The 20,047-nt window shown below is 52.7% G+C and carries 18 protein-coding genes, 3 tRNA genes and 1 pseudogene; 8 read left to right on the top strand and 14 right to left on the bottom strand.

Translation table 11 applies throughout. The annotated features are described in order from the left end of the window. Nucleotides 1-13 precede the first annotated feature (13 nt). From hutU to hutH, 3 genes are read left to right on the top strand one after another with little or no spacing between them, the layout of a single operon-like run. Nucleotides 14-1,675: a urocanate hydratase gene (gene hutU, locus ABXT50_RS06450; RefSeq protein ID WP_415274043.1), complete on the top strand. Its 1,662-nt coding sequence runs from the start codon at nucleotides 14-16 to the stop codon at nucleotides 1,673-1,675. Next, on the top strand, nucleotides 1,676-2,830 hold the full coding sequence (gene hutI / locus ABXT50_RS06445) for an imidazolonepropionase (RefSeq protein ID WP_415274042.1): 1,155 nt from the start codon (nucleotides 1,676-1,678) through the stop codon (nucleotides 2,828-2,830). It begins immediately after the preceding gene. Next, entirely contained in the window at nucleotides 2,831-4,348 is a 1,518-nt protein-coding gene (gene hutH / locus ABXT50_RS06440) for a histidine ammonia-lyase (protein ID WP_415274041.1), read from the top strand. It abuts the gene before it with no gap. Nucleotides 4,349-4,456: 108 nt separating this feature from the next. Here hutH and gcvP read toward each other — a convergent pair whose 3' ends face one another. From gcvP to purD, 6 genes and pseudogenes are all read right to left on the bottom strand, one after another. Next, nucleotides 4,457-7,219: an aminomethyl-transferring glycine dehydrogenase gene (gene gcvP / locus ABXT50_RS06435; protein ID WP_415274825.1), complete on the bottom strand. Its 2,763-nt coding sequence runs from the start codon at nucleotides 7,217-7,219 to the stop codon at nucleotides 4,457-4,459. Nucleotides 7,220-7,285: 66 nt separating this feature from the next. Then, on the bottom strand, nucleotides 7,286-7,657 hold the full coding sequence (gcvH, locus tag ABXT50_RS06430; RefSeq protein WP_415274040.1) for a glycine cleavage system protein GcvH: 372 nt from the start codon (nucleotides 7,655-7,657) through the stop codon (nucleotides 7,286-7,288). A gap of 8 nt (nucleotides 7,658-7,665) precedes the next feature. After that, nucleotides 7,666-8,745, bottom strand: coding sequence for a glycine cleavage system aminomethyltransferase GcvT (gcvT, locus tag ABXT50_RS06425; protein WP_415274039.1), 1,080 nt, complete (start codon nucleotides 8,743-8,745; stop codon nucleotides 7,666-7,668). A gap of 33 nt (nucleotides 8,746-8,778) precedes the next feature. Beyond that, a complete protein-coding gene (locus tag ABXT50_RS06420) occupies nucleotides 8,779-10,314 on the bottom strand; it encodes a SulP family inorganic anion transporter (protein ID WP_415274038.1) in 1,536 nt (511 codons plus the stop codon). A gap of 72 nt (nucleotides 10,315-10,386) precedes the next feature. Beyond that, nucleotides 10,387-11,153: pseudogene (locus ABXT50_RS06415) on the bottom strand (phosphoribosylaminoimidazolesuccinocarboxamide synthase). A gap of 81 nt (nucleotides 11,154-11,234) precedes the next feature. Then, entirely contained in the window at nucleotides 11,235-12,470 is a 1,236-nt protein-coding gene (gene purD / locus ABXT50_RS06410; protein ID WP_415274037.1) for a phosphoribosylamine--glycine ligase, read from the bottom strand. Between the two features lie 54 nt (nucleotides 12,471-12,524). On the opposite strand from purD, the gene ABXT50_RS06405 reads away from it, so the two are divergent. The 5 genes from ABXT50_RS06405 to ABXT50_RS06385 are packed head-to-tail and all read left to right on the top strand — an operon-like array spanning nucleotide 12,525 to nucleotide 16,160. Continuing rightward, the gene (locus tag ABXT50_RS06405; RefSeq protein WP_415274036.1) at nucleotides 12,525-12,866 is read left to right on the top strand and encodes a sterol carrier family protein; all 342 of its coding nucleotides are present in this window, start codon (nucleotides 12,525-12,527) and stop codon (nucleotides 12,864-12,866) included. A gap of 52 nt (nucleotides 12,867-12,918) precedes the next feature. After that, complete coding sequence (locus ABXT50_RS06400) at nucleotides 12,919-13,200, top strand: hypothetical protein (protein ID WP_415274035.1); 282 nt, start codon at nucleotides 12,919-12,921, stop codon at nucleotides 13,198-13,200. Then, entirely contained in the window at nucleotides 13,200-14,696 is a 1,497-nt protein-coding gene (gene purF, locus ABXT50_RS06395; RefSeq protein WP_415274034.1) for an amidophosphoribosyltransferase, read from the top strand. Before ABXT50_RS06400 ends, purF begins: the two co-directional genes overlap by 1 nt. Continuing rightward, a complete protein-coding gene (gene purM, locus ABXT50_RS06390) occupies nucleotides 14,693-15,799 on the top strand; it encodes a phosphoribosylformylglycinamidine cyclo-ligase (RefSeq protein ID WP_415274033.1) in 1,107 nt (368 codons plus the stop codon). The genes purF and purM overlap by 4 nt, the downstream gene beginning before the upstream one ends. Beyond that, nucleotides 15,789-16,160, top strand: coding sequence for a hypothetical protein (locus ABXT50_RS06385; protein WP_415274032.1), 372 nt, complete (start codon nucleotides 15,789-15,791; stop codon nucleotides 16,158-16,160). The genes purM and ABXT50_RS06385 overlap by 11 nt, the downstream gene beginning before the upstream one ends. Here ABXT50_RS06385 and ABXT50_RS06380 read toward each other — a convergent pair whose 3' ends face one another. The 8 genes from ABXT50_RS06380 to ABXT50_RS06345 form a co-directional block, all read right to left on the bottom strand. Then, a complete protein-coding gene (locus tag ABXT50_RS06380) occupies nucleotides 16,161-16,346 on the bottom strand; it encodes a DUF3073 domain-containing protein (protein WP_415274031.1) in 186 nt (61 codons plus the stop codon). A gap of 85 nt (nucleotides 16,347-16,431) precedes the next feature. Then, nucleotides 16,432-16,779: a CrcB family protein gene (locus tag ABXT50_RS06375; protein ID WP_415274030.1), complete on the bottom strand. Its 348-nt coding sequence runs from the start codon at nucleotides 16,777-16,779 to the stop codon at nucleotides 16,432-16,434. Continuing rightward, nucleotides 16,776-17,159 (bottom strand): fluoride efflux transporter FluC, encoded by a 384-nt coding sequence (locus ABXT50_RS06370; protein ID WP_415274029.1) that lies wholly within the window; start codon nucleotides 17,157-17,159, stop codon nucleotides 16,776-16,778. Before ABXT50_RS06370 ends, ABXT50_RS06375 begins: the two co-directional genes overlap by 4 nt. 32 nt (nucleotides 17,160-17,191) lie before the next feature. Further along, nucleotides 17,192-18,811 (bottom strand): MFS transporter, encoded by a 1,620-nt coding sequence (locus ABXT50_RS06365; protein ID WP_415274028.1) that lies wholly within the window; start codon nucleotides 18,809-18,811, stop codon nucleotides 17,192-17,194. Nucleotides 18,812-18,830: 19 nt separating this feature from the next. Beyond that, a complete protein-coding gene (locus ABXT50_RS06360) occupies nucleotides 18,831-19,688 on the bottom strand; it encodes an EamA family transporter (RefSeq protein ID WP_415274027.1) in 858 nt (285 codons plus the stop codon). A 19-nt stretch (nucleotides 19,689-19,707) separates the two neighbouring features. Beyond that, nucleotides 19,708-19,780 (bottom strand) — tRNA-Phe (locus ABXT50_RS06355). A 34-nt stretch (nucleotides 19,781-19,814) separates the two neighbouring features. Next, nucleotides 19,815-19,888, bottom strand: a tRNA-Asp gene (locus ABXT50_RS06350). Between the two features lie 23 nt (nucleotides 19,889-19,911). Next, nucleotides 19,912-19,987 (bottom strand) — tRNA-Glu (locus tag ABXT50_RS06345). Nucleotides 19,988-20,047 lie beyond the last annotated feature (60 nt).

Below are 20,047 nucleotides of genomic sequence, written 5' to 3'. Positions count from 1 at the left end.
GTGAACTTCAGTTATGAAATCAATGGCGCGTACCGTAAGGGCAGCAACCGGTAATACTTTGACCACTCAGGGCTGGCAGCAAGAAGCTGCACTGAGGATGCTCTACAACAATCTTGATCCCTCGGTGGCCGAGCACCCCGAAGAACTTATTGTCTATGGCGGCAGCGGAAAGGCCGCTAGAAACTGGGAAAGCTTTGATGCTCTGGCCAACACTCTCACCCACCTAAAGAATGATGAAACCATGCTGGTGCAGTCGGGTAAACCAGTCGGTGTCTTCCAAACTCACGAGTGGGCACCAAGAGTGATCCTTGCCAATAGCAACCTGGTTGGTGACTGGGCAACCTGGCCAGAATTTAGAAGGCTCGAGAAGTTGGGCCTAACGATGTATGGGCAGATGACTGCTGGGTCCTGGATCTACATCGGAACGCAAGGCATTTTGCAAGGTACCTATGAAACCTTTGCCGCGGTGGCGGAGAAGAGATTTGGCGGCAGCCTCGCAGGAACAATCACTCTCACCGGAGGTTGCGGAGGCATGGGCGGCGCCCAGCCATTGGCCGTGACCATGAATGAGGGTGTTTGTCTGATTGTTGACATCGATGAGTCAAGACTTCAAAAGCGAGTGCAGACCAGGTACCTGGATGAAATCGCAACCGACATCGACGATGCCATCGAGCGAGTCACCAGATATAAGAGCCAGCGCAAGGCAATCTCGGTTGGGCTGGTAGGCAATGCCGCAACAATCTTCCCCGAGTTACTAAAGCGCGACGTCCCAATCGACATAGTCACCGACCAGACCAGCGCTCACGATCCGCTTTATTACATTCCTGAAGGCGTTGATTTATCAGACGCCAAAGAATATGCCGCAATAAGCCCAGCCGAATTCACCGATCGTGCAGAAACCGCGATGGCCAAGCAGGTTGAAGCGATGGTTGGTTTCATGGCCAAGGGCGCCGAAGTCTTTGACTACGGAAACTCAATCCGCGACGAAGCAAGAAAGGGCGGCTATAAAGACGCGTTTAAGTTCCCGGGCTTTGTGCCGGCATATATCAGGCCACTATTCTGCGAGGGCAAGGGTCCTTTCCGGTGGGTCGCGCTTTCCGGGGATAAAAAAGACATCTATCGAACCGACCAGGCGATTCTCGAGTTGTTTCCAGAAAACAAGCACCTCCACCGCTGGATCAAGCTTGCGCAAGAAAGAGTCGAATTTCAGGGCTTGCCGGCAAGAATTTGCTGGCTGGGTTACGGCGAGCGCGATAAAGCGGGCGCTGCATTCAATGAGCTAGTTCGAACCGGAGAGGTTTCCGCACCGATTGTTATCGGTCGCGATCACCTTGATTGCGGCAGCGTCGCATCTCCTTACCGAGAGACCGAGGCAATGCTAGATGGTTCAGACGCGATTGCCGACTGGCCACTACTAAATGCGATGATCAATGTTGCTTCTGGCGCCAGCTGGGTATCAATCCACCACGGTGGCGGGGTTGGTATGGGCCGCTCTATTCACTCCGGTCAAGTTTCGGTTGCCGACGGCACCGCGTTGGCGGCCCAGAAGCTGCAGCGAGTTTTGACAAATGACCCCGGCATGGGTGTTATTCGTCACGTTGATGCCGGTTACCCGGAAGCCAAAAGCGTTGCTAGGGAGAAGCACGTCCACATTCCAATGCTGGATACCGAATAGATGGCAACCTGCTATCGAAAAATCGCCACTCTTGTTTCGCCGGCCGAGGCAATAGGCGAGCTCACTGTAATTACCGATGCTGCAATGGTGGTTGATGACGGTCGGGTCACTTGGCTGGGTAAAAATAGCGAGGCGCCAGCTTGTGAGACCGAGGTCGATCTAACTGGAAAGACCGTCATCCCGGGTTTTGTTGATTCGCATTCTCACTTGGTATTTGGCGGCGAGCGCTCCGAAGAGTTTGCAAGTCGAATGACCGGAAAGAAATACGAGGCCGGAGGCATCAATTCGACTGTTAGCGCAACAAGGCGCGCAACCGCCGAGGAACTTCGAGCTAACACGGCAGGGTTAGTTCAGGAGCTCTACGCGAGCGGAATTACAACCTTCGAAATCAAATCCGGCTACGGTCTAGATACTGAGACCGAGAAGCTATCGCTTGAAATCGCAAGCGAGTTCACCGAGGAGGTAACTTTTTTAGGTGCTCACGTTGTGCCAGCAGGGAGCGACCCTGATGAATACACCGATCTGGTTGCCGGCAAGATGCTGGAAAGTATCACTGCCAAATGGGTCGATGTGTTCTGCGACACCGGAGCTTTTACTGTTGCCCAAGCCAAAAAAGTCCTAACTGCTGGCATTGCGGCTGGGCTAAGGCCCAGGATGCACGCCAACCAGCTTTCCAATATCGGAGCAATCGCTCTGGCGGTTGAGCTTGATTGCGCATCGGTTGATCACTGCACTTTTTTGGATGACGCGGACATCGAACTTCTAAAAAACTCTAATACCGTGGCGACCTTGTTGCCTGGCGCTGAGTTCAGTACAAGAAGCCCCTACCCACAGGGCGGCAAGCTTATGAAAGCAGGCATTGCTGTTGCGCTTGCAACCGACTGCAATCCCGGTTCGAGCTTCACTACTTCCATGGTTTTTTGTATTGCGGTAGCGGTCAGGGACATGGGTTTTAGCGTTGATCAAGCAATTTGGGCTGCCACCAAGGGCGGTGCGATGGCTCTTCGCGGTAATCAGGGAGTGCTTGAGGTTGGCTCAATAGCTGACTTTGTGGTGCTGGATGCACCAAATCACATCTACCTGGCTTATCGGCCAGGGGTCGCAATTATAAGCCAGACCTTTCTGCAGGGCAGAGAGGTCTACGAGAGGCGCTAAATGAATCAGATAGAAATTTCAACCACTGGGCTGAAGCTTGAAGACGTGGTCGCTGTTGCAAGGTTTGGCGCAAAGATCACTATTTCTGACGCGGCCATTACCGCCATGGATGCTACTCGCAAGCACATCGAAGAACTAGCGAATGCCAAGGAGCCGGTTTATGGAATCTCCACCGGGTTTGGGGCGCTAGCTCAGCGGCACATTCCGCAAGCAGACCGGGTGCAATTGCAGAAATCGCTAATCCGCTCGCATGCTGCAGGCATGGGAGACCCGGTTGAAAAAGAAGTTGTTAGGGCGCTAATGCTGCTGCGACTTAAAACCATGTGCTCGGGTCAGACCGGAGTCAGGTCGGTAATCGCAACAACTTACGCAGCAATCCTGAACGCTGGCATCACACCAAAGGTCTTGGAGTATGGGTCTTTGGGTTGCTCCGGGGATCTAGCGCCACTTGCCCACTGTGCTTTGGTGCTGATGGGTGAAGGCTCTGCTTATGGCCCGGATGGTCAAGAGAAGCCAGCAGCAATGCTCCTGGCAGCCGCCGGCATCGAGCCCGTGGAGCTTAGGGAAAAAGAGGGTCTGGCACTGATAAACGGCACTGATGGCATGCTCGGCATGCTCATAATGGCCTGCCATGACCTGTCAGTTTTGCTTGATCAGGGCGACTTGATTGCTGCAATGAGCGTTGAAGGTCAACTTGGTACAGACCAGACGCTTCGAAGCCAGCTGCATCAGGACCTTCGTCCGCATCCTGGCCAGGCCGTGAGTGCAGGCAATATGTTCAGAGCGCTCTCGGGAAGTGAAATTATTGCTTCACATCGCCACGGCGATGGTGTTGTGCAGGATGCTTACTCGCTTCGCTGCGCGCCTCAGGTTTCTGGTGCTGTCAGGGACACGCTTGCTCACGCTCAGCTAGTCGCAGGCCGCGAACTTTCCGCGATTATCGATAATCCGGTTGTGCTATCCACCGGCGAAGTCAGCTCCAATGGCAATTTTCACGGCGCCCCGGTTGGTTATGTGCTCGACTTTTTGGCAATTGCAGTTGCAGATCTTGGGTCCATTAGCGAGCGCAGGACCGATCGGTTCTTGGATGTTTCCAGAAACCGAGGCTTGCCGCACTTTTTAGCCCATGACGCCGGTGTTGATTCCGGCCTAATGATTGCTCAATACACCCAAGCCGGAATGGTATCTGAAAATAAGCGGCTAGCAGTCCCTGCCAGCGTCGATTCAATTCCCTCTTCAGCTATGCAAGAGGACCACGTCTCCATGGGTTGGCATGCCGGCAGAAAACTAAGGAAGTCCGTCGATAACCTTCGTAGGATCATGGCCATCGAACTTGTTGCCGCCGCACGAGCAGTTGAGTTGCGTGCTCCACTTGCTCCAGCAGGTAAAACCGGAGCGGTTATCTCCTCGTTGCGTGAACAGGTTATGGGCATGGGTCCAGACCGAGAGCTAAGCGTCGAGCTAGAAGCCAGCAATCAGTTTTTGATGAACGGCTTTAGCTGGAAGGCGTCACACTAGGGCCGCTACTTAATTTATCCACGGCTAATTTGACCATCGGGTTAGCAGCCCACGTTCTCACAATGCAAATGGTCGCGAAAATCATAAATGATCAGTTGGTTCTAGGGGCTAGCTAGTCATGAAGCTCTCGATAGGAGGGCAGGTGCAGGTGAGGTTTCTATCGCCAAAGGCACCATCGAGTCTTCTAACCGGAGGCCAATACTTACCCTTTGACTGTCCAGCAACCGGAAACACAGCGGTCTCTCTCGAGTAGGGGTGGTTCCAGTCACCGGTGAGCTGGCTTGCTGTGTGAGGGGAATTTACCAGTGGGTTATCTTCAAGACTCCAGGTGCCGTCTTCAACCTTCTGGGCTTCCTGCCTGATTGCCAACATCGCATCGATGAATCGATCGAGCTCTTCCAAAGGCTCAGATTCGGTCGGCTCAATCATTAGAGTTCCGTTTACCGGGAAGCTCATTGTTGGGGCGTGGAATCCGTAGTCGACCAATCGCTTCGCAATGTCATCATTGCCAATTCCAGTCGAAGCCTGCAGCGGTCGAATATCGATAATTGCCTCGTGAGCAATCAGTCCGTTTTTCCCCGTGTACAAAAGCGGAAAGGCTCCAGAGAGTTTCTTGGCCACGTAATTTGCGCTGAGGACCGCAACTGCGGTTGCACGCATCAAGCCTTCGCTACCCATCATCTGAACATAGGCCCAGGAGATTGGCAGGATGCTCGGGGATCCAAATGGAGCACCGGAAACCGGTCCGTAGTTTGGAAGCTCGATCTGAGCCATTGAGTGCCCCGGCAAAAACTCTTGAAGGTGAGACCTGGCAACGACTGGTCCGACACCTGGTCCGCCGCCGCCATGAGGGATGCAGAAGGTTTTGTGAAGGTTCAGGTGCGAAACATCGCCACCGAACTCACCGAACTTCGCATAGCCAACAACTGCATTGGTATTTGCACCATCGATGTAGACCTGGCCACCCGCGGCATGAACAAGGTCGCAAATTTCAACAACCGCTTCTTCGTAAACACCGTGAGTCGATGGATAGGTAATCATCAAGGCTGCAAGCTTGTCGCCAGCTTCGGAAATCTTTTGTTTTAGCTCAAGAACATCAACGTTTCCCTGAGCGTCGCAGCTGACAACAACTACTTCCATGCCCGCCAATACAGCGCTAGCTCCGTTTGTGCCGTGGGCAGAGGATGGAATCAGGCAAACATTTCTCTGGTAGTCACCTCTAGATCGGTGGTAGCCACGGATTGCAAGCATGCCGGCAAGTTCGCCCTGGCTGCCTGCGTTTGGCTGCAGGGAGACCGCTTCGTAGCCGGTGATGTCGCTTAGCCAGCTGCTGAGTTCTTTGATGAGCTCCATGTAGCCCTGGGTGTCTTCGGCAGGGGCAAATGGATGTAGGTTAGCAATCTCTGGCCAGGTGACAGCTTCCATCTCGGTTACAGAGTTGAGCTTCATGGTGCAGGAGCCCAGTGGGATCATGCCGCGGTCAAGAGCGTAATCGTAGTCAGCCAGCTTTTTGAGGTACCGCATCATCGCGGTTTCAGAGTGATAGGTGTTGAAGACGGGGTGCTCGAGATACGCGCTAGTCCGGTGGTTTCTCAAGCGATCGGTCGCATCCTCTTGCTTAGGAGCCTTGGCCCCAAAAGCGCCGGCGAGTTCCGCCAGGTGATCCCAAGAGGTGCTCTCATCGACTGAGATGCCGATTGTGGTGTCATCAACCCGCAGGACAGTGAGCTCTTTGGCTCGAGCGGCCTGGTAGAACTTTTCCGCATCGGTGTCAGTGATTCTTATGGTGTCGAAGAACTTATCGTTCTGAAGAGTGAAGCCAACTTCTTCCAAAACCGTTGCAAGCGCTGAAGCCTTGTGGTGGATTTCTAGGGCAATCGCCTTCAGGTTTGTTGGACCGTGGTAGACCGCATACATGCCAGCCATTACTGCCAGCAGCACCTGGGCGGTGCAAATGTTGCTGGTTGCCTTCTCGCGTCTAATGTGCTGTTCTCTGGTCTGCAGGGTAAGGCGATAGGCAGGGGCGCCTTCGGCGTCCACTGAGACTCCGACGAGCCTTCCGGGCAACGTGCGCTCCAGCTTTTCACGAACCGCTAGGTATCCGGCGTGAGGGCCACCAAAGCCCATTGGCACACCAAATCTTTGACTGGTACCGCAAACAACGTCAGCACCGGCTTCGCCGGGTGAGCGCAACAGGGTAAGCGCCATTAGGTCGGCGCTCGCAATTGCTAGACCGCCAAATTCGTGGATCTTTGCAAACAGACCATCAAAGTCGATGATGCGGCCGCTCGCTCCTGGATACTGGACCACTGCGCCAAAGCACTCTTGGTCTAGTTGGTCAAGTTTGGTTGGGTCAAAGTAGGTAATGACGATGCCAAGCGGTTCTGCTCGGTGCTCGAGCAATGCCTTGGTTTGTGGGTAGAGATCGTTGTCGACGAAGAAAACGCCTGAGTCGCTGTCGGAGCTGCGCTTAGCCACCATCATCGCTTCAACCACCGCGGTTGATTCATCAAGCATCGAAGCGTTAGCCGTCTTCATGCCTGTGAGTTCGGTGACCATTGTCTGGAAGTTAAGAATTGCCTCAAGTCGGCCCTGGCTGATCTCCGGTTGGTAAGGGGTGTAGGCGGTGTACCAGCTTGGGTTCTCCAGCACGTTTCGCTTGATAACCCCAGGGGTTCTGGTTCCGTAATAGCCCAGACCAATGAACGTCTGAGTTATGTGGTTTTTCGAAACTATGCCCTTCAGGCGGTCAAGAGCCTCGTCCTCGCTGATGGCATCCGGAAGAGTGCTGCCACCGCGGAAGTGAATTGCTTCTGGAAGCGCTGCTTCCATTAGCTCCGCTAGGTCTTTGATCCCAAGGTAATCAAGCATGTGTTGCTGCTGGGCGTCGTTGGGTCCTATGTGGCGGTTACGAAAGTTATGGTGATCTAACAACAGTTACTCTCCAACTAATGCGTCGTATTCGGTCGATGAAAGAAGATCTGGTAAAGACGTATAACGGATTTTTATCAACCATCCATCCCCAAACGGGTCCTGATTTACCTGATCGGGCGCTTGGTCCAGCGCGCCGTTGACCTCGGTGATCTCGCCGTCCATTGGTGCGTAGAGTTCGCCCACTGACTTGGTTGACTCAATCTCGCCACAAATCTTCATGTGGGCGGCAACGCTACCGACCTTCGGAAGGTCCACGTAAACGATTTCTCCAAGCGCGTCAGCCGCATACTTGGTGATTCCGACGGTGGCGATATCATCTTCGATAAGGATCCACTCGTGTTCCTTGGTGTATTTCAGGTTCTCAGGATTTGCCATTTTCTTATTTACCTTCCGCGCTTATAAAACGGTAACTCAACAACTTTGTAAAAAACTCTCGTTCCGCGAACGTCTGCCTCTACTTCAGAGCCAATCTCCAAACCGGCATCGGCGTTTAGAAGCGCTAACGCGATTGGAACTTGCAAGGTTGGTGACAACACTCCAGAAGTAACCATCCCGATTGACGCAGTTTCGCCAGGCAAAAAGATCTCGTAGTCGGCTCTTGCAGCTCTGCGGCCATCACCCTGCAAGCCAAAGAGTTTTTGATTCGGGAGTTTTTGTTCCCCTAGAGCGTCTTTACCAACGAAGTTTGGCTTATCAAAACGGATGACCTTGCCGAGGTTTGCAGCGAAAGGTGTGAGGTTTCTATTTAGTTCGTGACCATAAAGCGGCATGCCTGCCTCTAGTCGAAGAGTGTCCCTGCAGGCCAGGCCGCAGGGCGATACTCCATCTTGAGAAAGCAACAATTGCCAGACATCGCTTGGGTCTCCTTCAACAAAGATTTCAAAGCCGTCTTCGCCGGTGTACCCGGTGCGGGCTAGAAAAACATCTTTGCCATCTAATACCGCACTGGCAATCGAGTAATACTTCAGCACCGTCAGATCAATTTCAACAAGACTCCCAAGTATCTCTTTGGTCTTTGGGCCTTGCATGGCGATAAGAGACCACAGGCCAGATTCGTCGACGACCTTGGTGTCTGGAAAGTTTGCTAGGCGGCTATTTAGCGCCTCAACTACTTGGTGCTGGTTGCCTGCGTTGGCTACGATCATGAACTCGTCATTATCGAGACGATAAACGATTAGGTCGTCGATGATGCCGCCCTGATCGTCACAGATCATGGTGTATTTCGCGCGGCCGTTCTCGATTTCGGACAGCTTGGAAATTAGCGCGTAATCGAGGAACTCTTCGGCCTGGCCGGTCACTCTGATTTCTGCCATGTGGCTGATATCAAAGAGGCCGCAGCTGTTTCTGACGCTGTGGTGCTCGTCGATGTCCGAGCCATATCGCACGGGCATTTCCCAGCCACCGAACTCGGTGAAACTGGCGCCCAGCTTGTCATGCTCTGGTTTTAAAAGTGTATTCAGCACCTAAAAAGAATAGCCACTTTTTCGAAACTAAATTCAGTCTTCACCGAGGTTCCCAGTCAACTTGCCGTGAAGGCGTTCGCTGGCCTTGTTCATGCCTTTGATGTACACGTTTTTATTCATGTTTTCGTACTTTGTTGTGATCGAATCTAGGGCCGCAATTGTCGATGCATCCCAAATATGTGAATCGGTGACATCGATAACAATCTCATCGGGGTCATCGGAGTACTCAAACAAAGTAGTTAGGTCGTTACTCGAGGCGAAGAACAGCTCGCCCTGAACCGTGTAGTAGGCCACTGACACTTCATCATCTCCGCCAACTGTTCTAGTTACCGAGGCGAAGTGGGCAACTCGCCTGGCGAATGCGATCATCGCAACAATCACGCCGACTATCACGCCTATTGCAAGGTTGTGAGTCCAGACCACAACCGCAACGGTTGCGAGCATGATTGCTGTCTCGCTAACAGGCATGCGCTTTAGCGTGCTGATTTGAACGCTGTGCCAATTAAAAGTTCCAAAGGCAACCATCAACATGACCGCTACCAGAGCAGCCATCGGGATCTGGGCCACGATGTCTCCGAGGCTGACCACCAAGATCAAGAGGAACACACCAGCTAAGAAAGTCGAGATTCGGGTTCTGGCGCCGGAGGCCTTAACGTTGATCATGGTTTGACCGATCATTGCGCAACCGCCCATGCCACCAAAGAAGCCCGAAAGAATGTTTCCAACACCCTGAGCCAGCGACTCTCTCGTCTTCTGGCTGTGAGTGTCAGTAATCTCATCAACCAACTTGGCAGTCATCAAGGACTCCAATAAACCGACCAACGCCATGGCAAGGGCATATGGGGCAATGATGTTGAAAGTCTCAAGAGTTAGTGGCACGTTTGGAGTCAATAGCTCAGGCAGTGACTGAGGCAGTTCACCCTCGTCGCCAACGGTAGGAACCGTGATGGCCATTATTAGAACCATTGCGCTAACAAGAACGATTGCAACCAGTGGCGCCGGAATTACCTTGGTAAGTCGTGGCATGCCGATCATTACAAGCAGCCCAAGGGCCACCAACCAGTACACCGCGAACGGCACTCCAATTAGGTGCGGTAGCTGAGCCATGAAAATCAAGATTGCAAGAGCATTAACGAACCCGAGCATCACGCTTCGTGGGATAAAGCGCATTAGCTTCGCGGCTCCGAGAGCGGCTAGCACCAGTTGAAAGACCCCACCGAGGATCACGGTTGCAAGCAAATAGTCAAGGCCGTAATCTCTGGCGACTGGGGCAATCACGAGCGCAATCGCGCCGGTTGCAGCTGAAATCATTGCTGGCCTACCACCGAGAATCGAAGTTGTGATTGCCATTACGAAGCTTGAAAAGAGTCCGACTCGAGGGTCGACGCCGGCCAAGATGCTGAAGCTAATTGCCTCTGGGATTAGCGCAAGCGCAACCACTAAACCAGCCAGGGATTCTCTAAGAAGCAGCTTTGGGCTTCTTAGGGCCTCGCGGACAGTTGGGCGCGGACGATAGCGAGGATCGGGACGCGATACAAGCGCACTTAGCTTTGTTTTTAAATAGTTCAAATTCTGGGCTTCTTCGGTTGCCGGACAGGGTTGGGCGCACGAATTTGCGCCTCGATTAGATGCCAGTCTACGTTAGATGGCTCCCAGACGGCTAGAGAGCTCTTGGTACTTGGCGGAAGTTTCACTAACTATTTGACTGGGCAACACCGGCGGAGCGGTCTTTAGGTCCCAGTTTTCCTTGAGCCAATTTCTAACACCTTGCTTGTCAAAGCTTTGGTCTCTGACTCCTTGGGCCCATAGTTCCTTGTCCCAATAGCGCGAGCTGTCGGGTGTCAGGACCTCATCGCCGAGAGTGAGAGCACTGGTTTCCGGGTCATCGCCAAATTCAAACTTTGTGTCGGCAAGAATCAGCCCAGCGTCACTGGCTATCTGACTTGCTTTTTCGAAGATTTTAGGCTGTATTCGCGAAGCCTTTCGGCAATTGCCTGGCCCACCAGGTTGACCGTCTCTTCGAAATTTATGTTTTGATCTTTTTCACCGAGCTCAGCCTTGAAAGCCGGCGTAAAAATTGGCTCTGGGAGCTTGTCGCCAAACTTGAGGCCTGCTGGCAGTTCGACATCGCAAATGGTGCCGGTGTCCAAATACTCGTTCCAGCCTGAGCCGGATATGTATCCTCGGACGACGCACTCAATCGGATACATGTCCAAGCGCTTGGCAATCATCGCCCGTTCTTTTACGATTTCCGGAACTGCTAGTTCGTCGCTTCTGTGATTTGCGACATCGAGCCGGTCAAACCAAAAGTTAGTGAGCCTCGTTAGGTTTTCGCCTTTGCCTGGAATTTCAGGCGAGTGGACAGTGTCAAAAGCGCTGATGCGATCGCTTGCAACTACAAGCACCAGATGTTGGAGCTCCGGTGCCTCAGGGGTGTAAAGATCTCGAACTTTGCCCGAGTAAAGATGACTAAAGCCTGGAATCTCCATTTAGCCGGCAGCTTTCGACTCGACCTTGAGCGCAATGTCGGTTCGGAAGTGCGAGCCTTCCAGTTTGATTCTGGAGACGCCTTCATATGCAAGAGCCCTTGCTTCTGGAAACGAATCGGCGAGGCCAACAACCGAAAGCACTCTCCCAGTGTCACCGGCCTTACAGATTTCAACATCGTCCATGCTTTCGGCACTTTCAATGCCGGTTACTTCACGAATCGGCGCAGTTGTTCCTGGGTATCCTTCGGAGGCCAGCACCACTGTAACCGCCACCTTGTCTGAAAACTCAGCTACCGGCCCAACATCCAATTTGCCGCTGGCAGCACTCATCAGTAACTCGGCAAGATTTGTTGTCAGCCTTGCCAGCACAACCTGAGTCTCCGGGTCACCAAATCGAGCGTTGAATTCAATGACTCTGATTCCGCGGTCTGTAATTATCAGTCCGCAGTAGAGCAGGCCAATAAATTCGGCGTCTTGTTTTTTTAGCTCGTTGATCGTGGGCTGAGCAATTCTTTTTGTTACTTCCTCGACGAAGCCCTCGGGCAGCCAAGGAAGTGGCGAGTATGCTCCCATGCCACCGGTGTTCGGTCCTTCATCATTATCAAATGCGCGCTTGTAATCTTGGGCGGGACTAAGCGGCATGACGCTCGTGCCGTCGGATAGGAAAAACAGGCTTACCTCTTCGCCCTCCAAAAACTCTTCTACTAAAACGCCTTCGTTGAGAAACTTGGCTGCGTGATCAAGAGCTTCTTGTTTGTCTCGAGTGACAACAACGCCTTTTCCTGCCGCAAGTCCATCGGCCTTGATTACATAAGGAGCGCCAAACTGGTCCATCGCGTCCGTTACTTCAGACATCGTGTCGCAGCGTCTTGACATTCCGGTTGGAATGTCCTGGGCGGCCATTACCTCTTTAGCGAACTGCTTGCTGCCCTCAAGGGCGGCAGCCTTTTGATTGGGACCGAAAACTTGAATACCTTGAGTTCGAAGGGCGTCCGCCACTCCTGCAACCAGCGGCGCCTCCGGGCCAATAACAGCCAAGTCAACTGCTTCTTCCAGCGCTATCCTCGTGACCGCAAGCTTGTCGCAGGCGTCATCCAATGCGCGAACCTCGACCTGTTTTGCAATGTATTTGTTGCCTGGAGCACAAACGATGTCCCCGGCGTCGGTGCCGGTTCTGATAAGCGCCTTGATGATCGCGTGCTCTCTTGCACCGGAACCTACGACCAAAATCCTCATTTGCAAGAGTTTACCAATTCGAATAAGCGCAGCCATAATCGCCATAATTGTTTGATGGCAGGAAAACAGATTTCGCAATTGGACGGTCAGGCTGCCTTAGCCGATTTACCGGCACAACTGCCAACTGCAGTTCGATACTTGCTGCAGCGGATTGAAAAAAATCACCGCGGTGGAACCGTCGAATTGCGAGTGCCTCCATTTGGGGCAATTCAATGTATTGAGGGCATGAATCACCGCAGGGGAACTCCGCCAAATGTTGTGGAGCTTACTCCCGAGGTTTTTATCGCACTTTGCTCGGGTGACATGACTTTTGATGAGGCTAGAGCCACGCTTGGCTGCCATTTCTCCGGCGAAAAAACTAATGAATTAGCAAAGGTTTTTCCAACCAAAAGTTAGTCGTTTAATTCTGATTCGGTAGCGAGCGGCAATTGCGTGATTATATTGAGCCGTGGCCAAAAAAAATCAAGATAACTCTGAGGAAGTAGAAATCCGTCGCGCGCCCAAGGTTTTAGCCTTCGCGCTGACCGGCGCGGTGCTTGGAGTTTTACTAGCTTTTGGCTTGAACCTACTTATTCCGGATGCCACCAGATCTAATGCAAACGTCCTGGGCTTGTTGCTTGTGGCCCTCGGAAGCCTCGGCCTCGGCTTAGGTGTTGCATTTGCAATCGCCTTTGACCTAATTTCTTCGCGTCGCACCAAACGGGCAGTAGTCAATAGAGAGGTCCAGTGATGCGCGGCGACGGAAAGCTAAACCATGACATTCTCCCCGGGGAGAAGGGTCCTCAGGACCAGTGCGGAGTTTTCGGCGTCTGGGCGCCCGGCGAAGAAGTTTCTAAACTTACATACTTTGGTCTTTATGCCCTCCAGCACCGCGGTCAGGAGTCTGCCGGCATCGCGACTTCCACCGGCGAAAACATCTTGGTTTATAAAGACATGGGTTTGGTCTCACAGGTTTTCAACGAGGCAGCACTGGAATCCCTTAAGGGCCACATTGCCGTCGGCCACACACGCTACTCAACCACTGGAGCTTCGCATTGGAGAAATGCTCAGCCAACCCTAGGTAGGACGGCATACGGGACTGTCGCGCTTGGCCACAACGGCAATCTAACCAACACCGCTGAGCTATTGGAACTCCTCGATGAGCGCTACCCGGACCACGAATCAGAACTTCGCGGGGGCAATACCACTGACACCGCTGTGCTGACTGCCCTTCTAACCGGAAACCCGGATAGCTCACTGGAGCAAACTGCCATTGAGCTGCTACCAAAAGTTAAGGGCGCTTACTGCCTGGTGTTCATGGATGAATCAACTTTGTATGCGGCAAGAGACCCTCAAGGCGTCAGGCCGCTTGTTCTTGGCCGGCTGGAGCGTGGGTGGGTAGTTGCATCCGAGTCAGCGGCACTCGATATCGTTGGAGCTTCTTATGTTCGCGAGGTTGAACCTGGCGAACTGATTGCTATTGACGAAAACGGACTGCGCTCTTCTAAGTTTGCCGAGGAAAAACGAGCCGGTTGCGTTTTTGAGTATGTCTACTTAGCCAGACCTGACACTGCTATCAGCGGTCGCGTAGTCTACGAAGCAAGAGTTGAAATGGGTAGAACCTTAGCCAAAGAGCATCCAGTCGAGGCCGACTTGGTAATGCCGACCCCAGAGTCTGGAACACCGGCTGCCATCGGCTACAGCGAGCAGTCTGGGATACCTTTTGGGCATGGACTGGTAAAGAATGCCTATGTCGGTAGAACTTTCATTGAGCCCTCTCAGACAATTCGCCAATTGGGTATCAGGCTGAAACTTAATCCGTTGAAGGCAGTAATTGCGGGCAAGCGCCTAATTGTTGTGGACGACTCAATCGTTAGGGGTAATACCCAGCGTGCTCTAGTAAAGATGCTTAAAGAGGCTGGAGCAGCTGAGGTTCACGTTCGAATTTCTAGCCCACCGATCACTTGGCCATGTTTTTACGGCATCGATTTTGCATCGAGGGCGGAGTTGCTAGCGTCTGGTCTTGCCATGGATGACATTAGGCAATCAATCGGAGCGGATTCGCTCGGTTACCTTTCCAAGGACGGCATGGTCGAGGCCACCAACCAGCCGGAAGAAAAGCTCTGCACCGCATGTTTCACCGGCAAATATCCAATAGCTCTCCCCGCCGCTGATCGCTTGGGCAAGAACTTATTGGAACGCTCAGTTGCAACGATCGAAGCAGAGGGGCATGTGCACAAGTCATGACCAATCCCTATGCAGCCTCTGGAGTTGACACTGAAGCCGGTGACAGGGCAGTAGAGCTTATGAAACAGGCCGTTTCTTCCACCCACAACAACTTAGTTCTAGGTTCGTTTGGCGGCTTTGCCGGCATGATTGATGCCAGCATCTTGAAATCTTACGACCACCCAATTCTTGCAACCTCCACAGATGGTGTTGGCACAAAGGTTGCCATTGCCCAGGCAATGGATAAGCACGACACCATTGGCCAAGACTTAGTCGGCATGGTTGTTGATGACATCGTGGTAACCGGCGCTCGCAGCTTGTTCATGACCGATTACATAGCCTGCGGTTTATTGGAGCCCACTCGAATCGCAGACATTGTTAGAGGAATCGCTAAGGCCTGTAAAGCTGTCGATGTGGCCTTAGTTGGGGGCGAAACGGCCGAACACCCAGGGCTACTAAAGCCGCACGAGTATGACGTGGCGGGAGCCGCAGTCGGAGTGGTTGAAAAGGACAAGATTCTTTCTAGTGAAAAAGTCCAAGTTGGAGACGTCGTTTTAGGACTGCAATCATCGGGCCTGCACTCAAATGGATACTCATTGGTCCGAAAGATTGTCGCTGATAACAACTGGCAATACACCGATCTGATTGCGGAGTTTGGAAGAACTTTGGGCGAAGAACTGCTCGAGCCAACTGCCCTCTACACCGGAGTTCTGAACAAATTGCTTCAAGATATTCGCTACCAAAATAAGTTTTCAACCATGAGCCACATCACCGGGGGCGGCATTGCGGCAAACCTTTCTAGGGTACTGCCCGCTCACGTCTCCTTGGATGTTCAGCGTTCAACCTGGCAGCCACAACCGGTCTTCCAGGTCCTTGCCGAGTCGGCCGGTATCAATTTATTTGACTTGGAATCAACTTGGAACTTAGGCCTTGGCTTTGCGATTGTGGTTCGCGAGGACAGCGCAGCGTCAATCATCGGAAGCCTGAGAGAGCTTGGTGTTTCGAGCTGGCAACTAGGTGTCATCGAGCCAAAGCCTGAAAACGCAGAGTCCAAAGGCTATTTGTCATCGGCCAAAGGCACCCACGGTGGTTCGGTCCGACTAGTTGGGGAGTATGCCAAATAAACAAACTGCCGTTGTTGCAGTAATTGGCCTGTTGTTGGCTTCGGCCGCATTTGTCATTGGCCTCATAACCGGCGCAAGCAACGCTTCAGTCTCAAGCGTTCTCGATTCTCCTAACGAGCTTTGCTTCATTGACACCAGTCCCGATCAATTCTCCGAAAAGCATTCCGAGACCAAGCTAGCCGGGTGCCAAGTAGTTGGAATGAGCAAACAGGAAGCAATTGCTTATCTAAAGAGTGCGGATTTGACGGTTCGAATTGCCTCTGAAGAGGGTGAAAGTTTTCCCATGACCGAGGACTATTCAGATTCCAGAATCAACCTAGAGATTTTAGTTGGGCTGGTCGTTGCTGCAACTGCCTGGTAATTAGGCAGGCTCTTCTTCGGTCTCTTCATCGTCATAAAGGTCAGCCCATTTGTCTTCGTATTGAGGCGTACCCTCTGTTACCTTGCTGAGCTCTGCTTCGAGCGCAGAGTAATCAGTTGCCGGGCTGAAATACTTGAGCTCTCTGGCAACCTTGGTGTTTTTAGCTTTTTGACGGCCACGCCCCATGGCGAGCCCCCTTTTTCTCTAACGAATCTGGATAAAACCGCTACCCAGGGAACCTGTGGGATTATGTCCTCAAATTCTAACAGGGCTAAGTGAACCTCAAGGCCAGTGTGAGGGTAAGTAGTGGAACAACTATGCTGATCGCGCCGGTCAGGAGCATTTGGGCTATTCGGCCACGATGATAAAAATCAAAGCCAGCCCTAGCAATCCCAGAGAAGGTAGATAGGCCGCCAGCAAGGCCAACAATGCCGATAACCAGGTAATCCTGAGCGAGGTTTCCCGCGTGGATGTATCCAACTAAAGCCGCAGCGACGCCATTGGTAAGGAAGAGGCCAAAGGGTAATACTCCGCCCCACCGAATCATAAACACTCGTGCGATGCTCCCAAGGCCACCAAAAATGCCAATCAAAAGCGTCATCAAGAGTGGATTAGTCATTTTGCATCAGCCCTTTGCTGAATCCTTCTGCCAAGGTGCCAACCGGCGCCGTAGCTAGCGATGCCGCCGAACATCATTGCGAAAATCTCCCAGGTCAGCCCGTTTATGTCTGCAAAGAGCGTCACAGCGCTCATGGTGGTAAAGCCACCGGCGAATCCGTAGGCCCAAAGCCACTTGCACCATAGGGTTTGAAAGTAGGGAAGCCTTGCGGTTAGCCCTAAAAAGTGAGCACCAAGTAGGTTAATCGTGGTCAGGGCTATTAGTTCACCGGTAGGAAATTCGGCGCTAACGGAAATCGCTTCCGATAGAAAATACCGAAGCATTGTTCCTAGGGCGCCTCCAATGAAGACGTAACCCGCCATTCTCCAGTTGGTAGACACATTCAAAGCCTAGCCAATGAAAAACGCCCCAGTTATGCCAGCGGCACCTTTGATTTTCTTCCAAGCTTGAAGGTTGACAGGAAGCCCAAGAATAAGAACGCACTTGCCGCCCAAGCTGCCAGTTGAACGCCCTGGGTAAAGGCCTCACCGGACTGGTAGATGACTTCGTCAACCACCTGCTGGGAAACCTGCTGGGGCAACAGAATATCATCGAGTACTGGTATTGCCCCACCAGCCGAGTCAACCACAAGCTCAATAACCTGCGTCTGCTGCTGGGCAGTCAAACCGGTGTCCTGCAATCTGGTTTCCAAGTTCCCCTGAACCCCGGTAAATAGCATCGATCCGAGGACTGCGATGCCCAAGGCTGAACCAACTTGACGGACGGTTGATTGTGATCCAGAGCCTTGACCGTTCTGGTCCATCGGTACATCCTGCATCACAACTCCAGTGAGTTGGGCCGTGGCTAAGCCAATACCTATTCCATAGATAAGCAGCAGCGGAGCAACCGCCACCCAGCCACTTTCGGTGCTGGCTAGGAGTGCGATGCCGATCACGGCTACTAACTCAAGCAGCACACCAGTCTGGACGGCTCTTGCCGGAGGTAGTTTGCCGGTCATTGCGCCACCGATAGCGCTTGCCGAGAAGGCGCCAAAAGCAAGCCAGAGCAAAACCAAACCCGAGCTGACTGGGGAAAGACCGATAACGTTCTGCAGCCAAAGCGGAAGTGCGAACAAGATTCCAAACTCACCCATCGAAATGATTCCCGCAGCGATTGATCCGTTCCTGAATGAAGTAATCGAAAATAGACCAAGATCCAGAATCACGTTTTTGTGGGCTTTTTCTCGCCTGATTTCCCAGCGCACAAACGCAACGCTTGCAATTATCGAAATAGCAAGCGCAACCGGAATAATCGAAATTGTGTCTGCCGGCCACACAAGGTCACCAAGACTGAACTGCTTTTCAGTCTGTGTCCACCAGCCGTAGATGCGTCCCTCAATAAGGCCAAATACCAAAGTTGAGAACATAACCACGGAGATAACTGCTCCGATCCAGTCGATGCCACCGGCACGCTGTGGAGACTTTGACTCTGGAATTAGCCACAAGAGCCCCGCCAGGATAATGATTCCAAGCGGCAGGTTGATCATGAAGGCCCAGCGCCAAGTAAACTCCGTTGCCAGCCAGCCACCGAGTACGGGACCAACGGCCACCATGCCACCGATAGTTGATCCCCAAATTCCAAATGCGATGCCGCGTTCGCGGCCCTGGAAGTTTGCGTTCACTAGCGACAGCGTCGTTGGGAGCACCATCGCACCACCGACACCCTGAGCAACTCTTGCCAAGATCAACTCGGTTGCCGACTCGGTGAGACCGGCCCAAACCGAAGCGATGATGAAAACCACGATGCCGAGGTTCAAAATTCGCTTTCTACCGAATCGGTCGGCAAGTGAGCCAAAGACCAACAGCAAGGAAGCAAAAACCAAAATGTAGCTTTCCTGAACCCACTGAACCTCAGTGGATGATAAGTCAAGCTCATCGATGATGGCTGGGAAAATTGTGTTGACGATGGTTCCGTCGATGATCACCAGGGAAATAGCCAATGAGATAAATACAAGGCCGATCCAACGCTTGCGCGAAGAGGTTTGTGATGTCATGTCGCTCTTTCCTTTTTCATTATCCGATTGCCAGGAGCGCACATGCCCCAAGAGCCAAAACTATTCCTGCCCCCTGGGATAGGGCAATTCTTTCTTTAAGAAACACTCGTGCCAACAATATCGTTCCGACTGGATAAAGAGCGGTCAGCACCGCGGCCACTGCGAGAGCGCCGGATCTTGTAGCAACCAAGAAGGTCACGTTACCAAGCACATCGCCGAGCCCGGCTAATAACAACAGCCCCGCTAATTTATAGTCGGCGACTCTCTCTATGAAGGCATTCTTTGGTGCCCGCAGCCAAAGTGCAAAAAGACCGCCAAGGAGCAGCACCAGCCCAACTACCTTCATCACAACCAAGACTGCGAGCCCCGAATCCGCAGCTGCAGAATCAAGAAATAAGAAGATGCCCGAAAAACCGAGGCCAGCACCAACCGAATAGGCAAGAGCAAGTGGTGAGGGGAGCTTCACATTTTGGCCCGGGACAAAACCAACGAGGACCACCGCGATCAAAATTAATACCACCGCAATGACCACGAAGTTTGACAGTTCTTGCCCAGAGGCAACATCCACCATGACCGGGATGATCGCCGAAATCACTGCAGTCAGCGGGCTAATGATGGAGATCGGACCGATGGCCAGTCCCGCGTAGAGGCAGCTCAGTGCGACGGCTGCCGCGATGCCGGCTAGAGCGCCGGCCTGAATTGTTTGGGTGGAATACTCAGCACCAACAAACAGACTGAAAATGATTGCGAGAACTAGCCCGACGCTAAAAGAGTAGGTAGTTGCTGCGACTGCCCGAATTCGTCTGGCGGCAAGAGCTCCAACGAAATCTGCGTAGCCATAAGAAAAGGCGGATAGTAGGCCAAAAATTATGGTCACTATCCGCCTTCTTCCAATGTGGCTCCGACCGGCGTCGATCCGGTGACCTAACGATTTTCAGTCGTTCGCTCTACCAACTGAGCTACAGAGCCGTGGGGTAATACCCCCCATTCGCACTAGGCGAAGCGACCCTGACGAGACTTGAACTCGCGACCTCCGCCGTGACAGGGCGGCGCGCTAACCAACTGCGCTACAGGGTCAAAATGGTGCTAATGACATCGCCTGGTGACCCCAACGGGATTCGAACCCGTGCTACCGCCGTGAAAGGGCAGCGTCCTAGGCCGCTAAACGATGGGGCCATGAAGTTGGCAACTTCAAAAGCACCGAGGTAAACATTACTGGTCAAATAGCGAGTTGGC

Source organism: Aquiluna sp. Uisw_065, assembly GCF_047731275.1.
In the GTDB taxonomy this organism is placed as follows: domain Bacteria; phylum Actinomycetota; class Actinomycetes; order Actinomycetales; family Microbacteriaceae; genus Aquiluna.
Note: the sequence above shows the minus strand (reverse complement) of the source record. Positions and strands in the feature narration are given on the sequence as shown.

What these genes read in the sequence shown, in the direction of transcription:
- purD (WP_415274037.1), bottom strand. Translation starts at nt 12,470, where the DNA reads ATGAGGATTTTGGTCGTAGGTTCCGGTGCAAGAGAGCACGCGATCATC.
- ABXT50_RS06405 (WP_415274036.1), top strand. Translation starts at nt 12,525, where the DNA reads ATGGCAGGAAAACAGATTTCGCAATTGGACGGTCAGGCTGCCTTAGCC.
- hutH (WP_415274041.1), top strand. Translation starts at nt 2,831, where the DNA reads ATGAATCAGATAGAAATTTCAACCACTGGGCTGAAGCTTGAAGACGTG.
- ABXT50_RS06380 (WP_415274031.1), bottom strand. Translation starts at nt 16,346, where the DNA reads ATGGGGCGTGGCCGTCAAAAAGCTAAAAACACCAAGGTTGCCAGAGAG.
- gcvH (WP_415274040.1), bottom strand. Translation starts at nt 7,657, where the DNA reads ATGGCAAATCCTGAGAACCTGAAATACACCAAGGAACACGAGTGGATC.
- purM (WP_415274033.1), top strand. Translation starts at nt 14,693, where the DNA reads ATGACCAATCCCTATGCAGCCTCTGGAGTTGACACTGAAGCCGGTGAC.
- hutI (WP_415274042.1), top strand. Translation starts at nt 1,676, where the DNA reads ATGGCAACCTGCTATCGAAAAATCGCCACTCTTGTTTCGCCGGCCGAG.
- purF (WP_415274034.1), top strand. Translation starts at nt 13,200, where the DNA reads ATGCGCGGCGACGGAAAGCTAAACCATGACATTCTCCCCGGGGAGAAG.
- ABXT50_RS06365 (WP_415274028.1), bottom strand. Translation starts at nt 18,811, where the DNA reads ATGACATCACAAACCTCTTCGCGCAAGCGTTGGATCGGCCTTGTATTT.
- ABXT50_RS06385 (WP_415274032.1), top strand. Translation starts at nt 15,789, where the DNA reads ATGCCAAATAAACAAACTGCCGTTGTTGCAGTAATTGGCCTGTTGTTG.
- gcvP (WP_415274825.1), bottom strand. Translation starts at nt 7,219, where the DNA reads ATGCTTGATTACCTTGGGATCAAAGACCTAGCGGAGCTAATGGAAGCA.
- hutU (WP_415274043.1), top strand. Translation starts at nt 14, where the DNA reads ATGAAATCAATGGCGCGTACCGTAAGGGCAGCAACCGGTAATACTTTG.
- ABXT50_RS06375 (WP_415274030.1), bottom strand. Translation starts at nt 16,779, where the DNA reads ATGACTAATCCACTCTTGATGACGCTTTTGATTGGCATTTTTGGTGGC.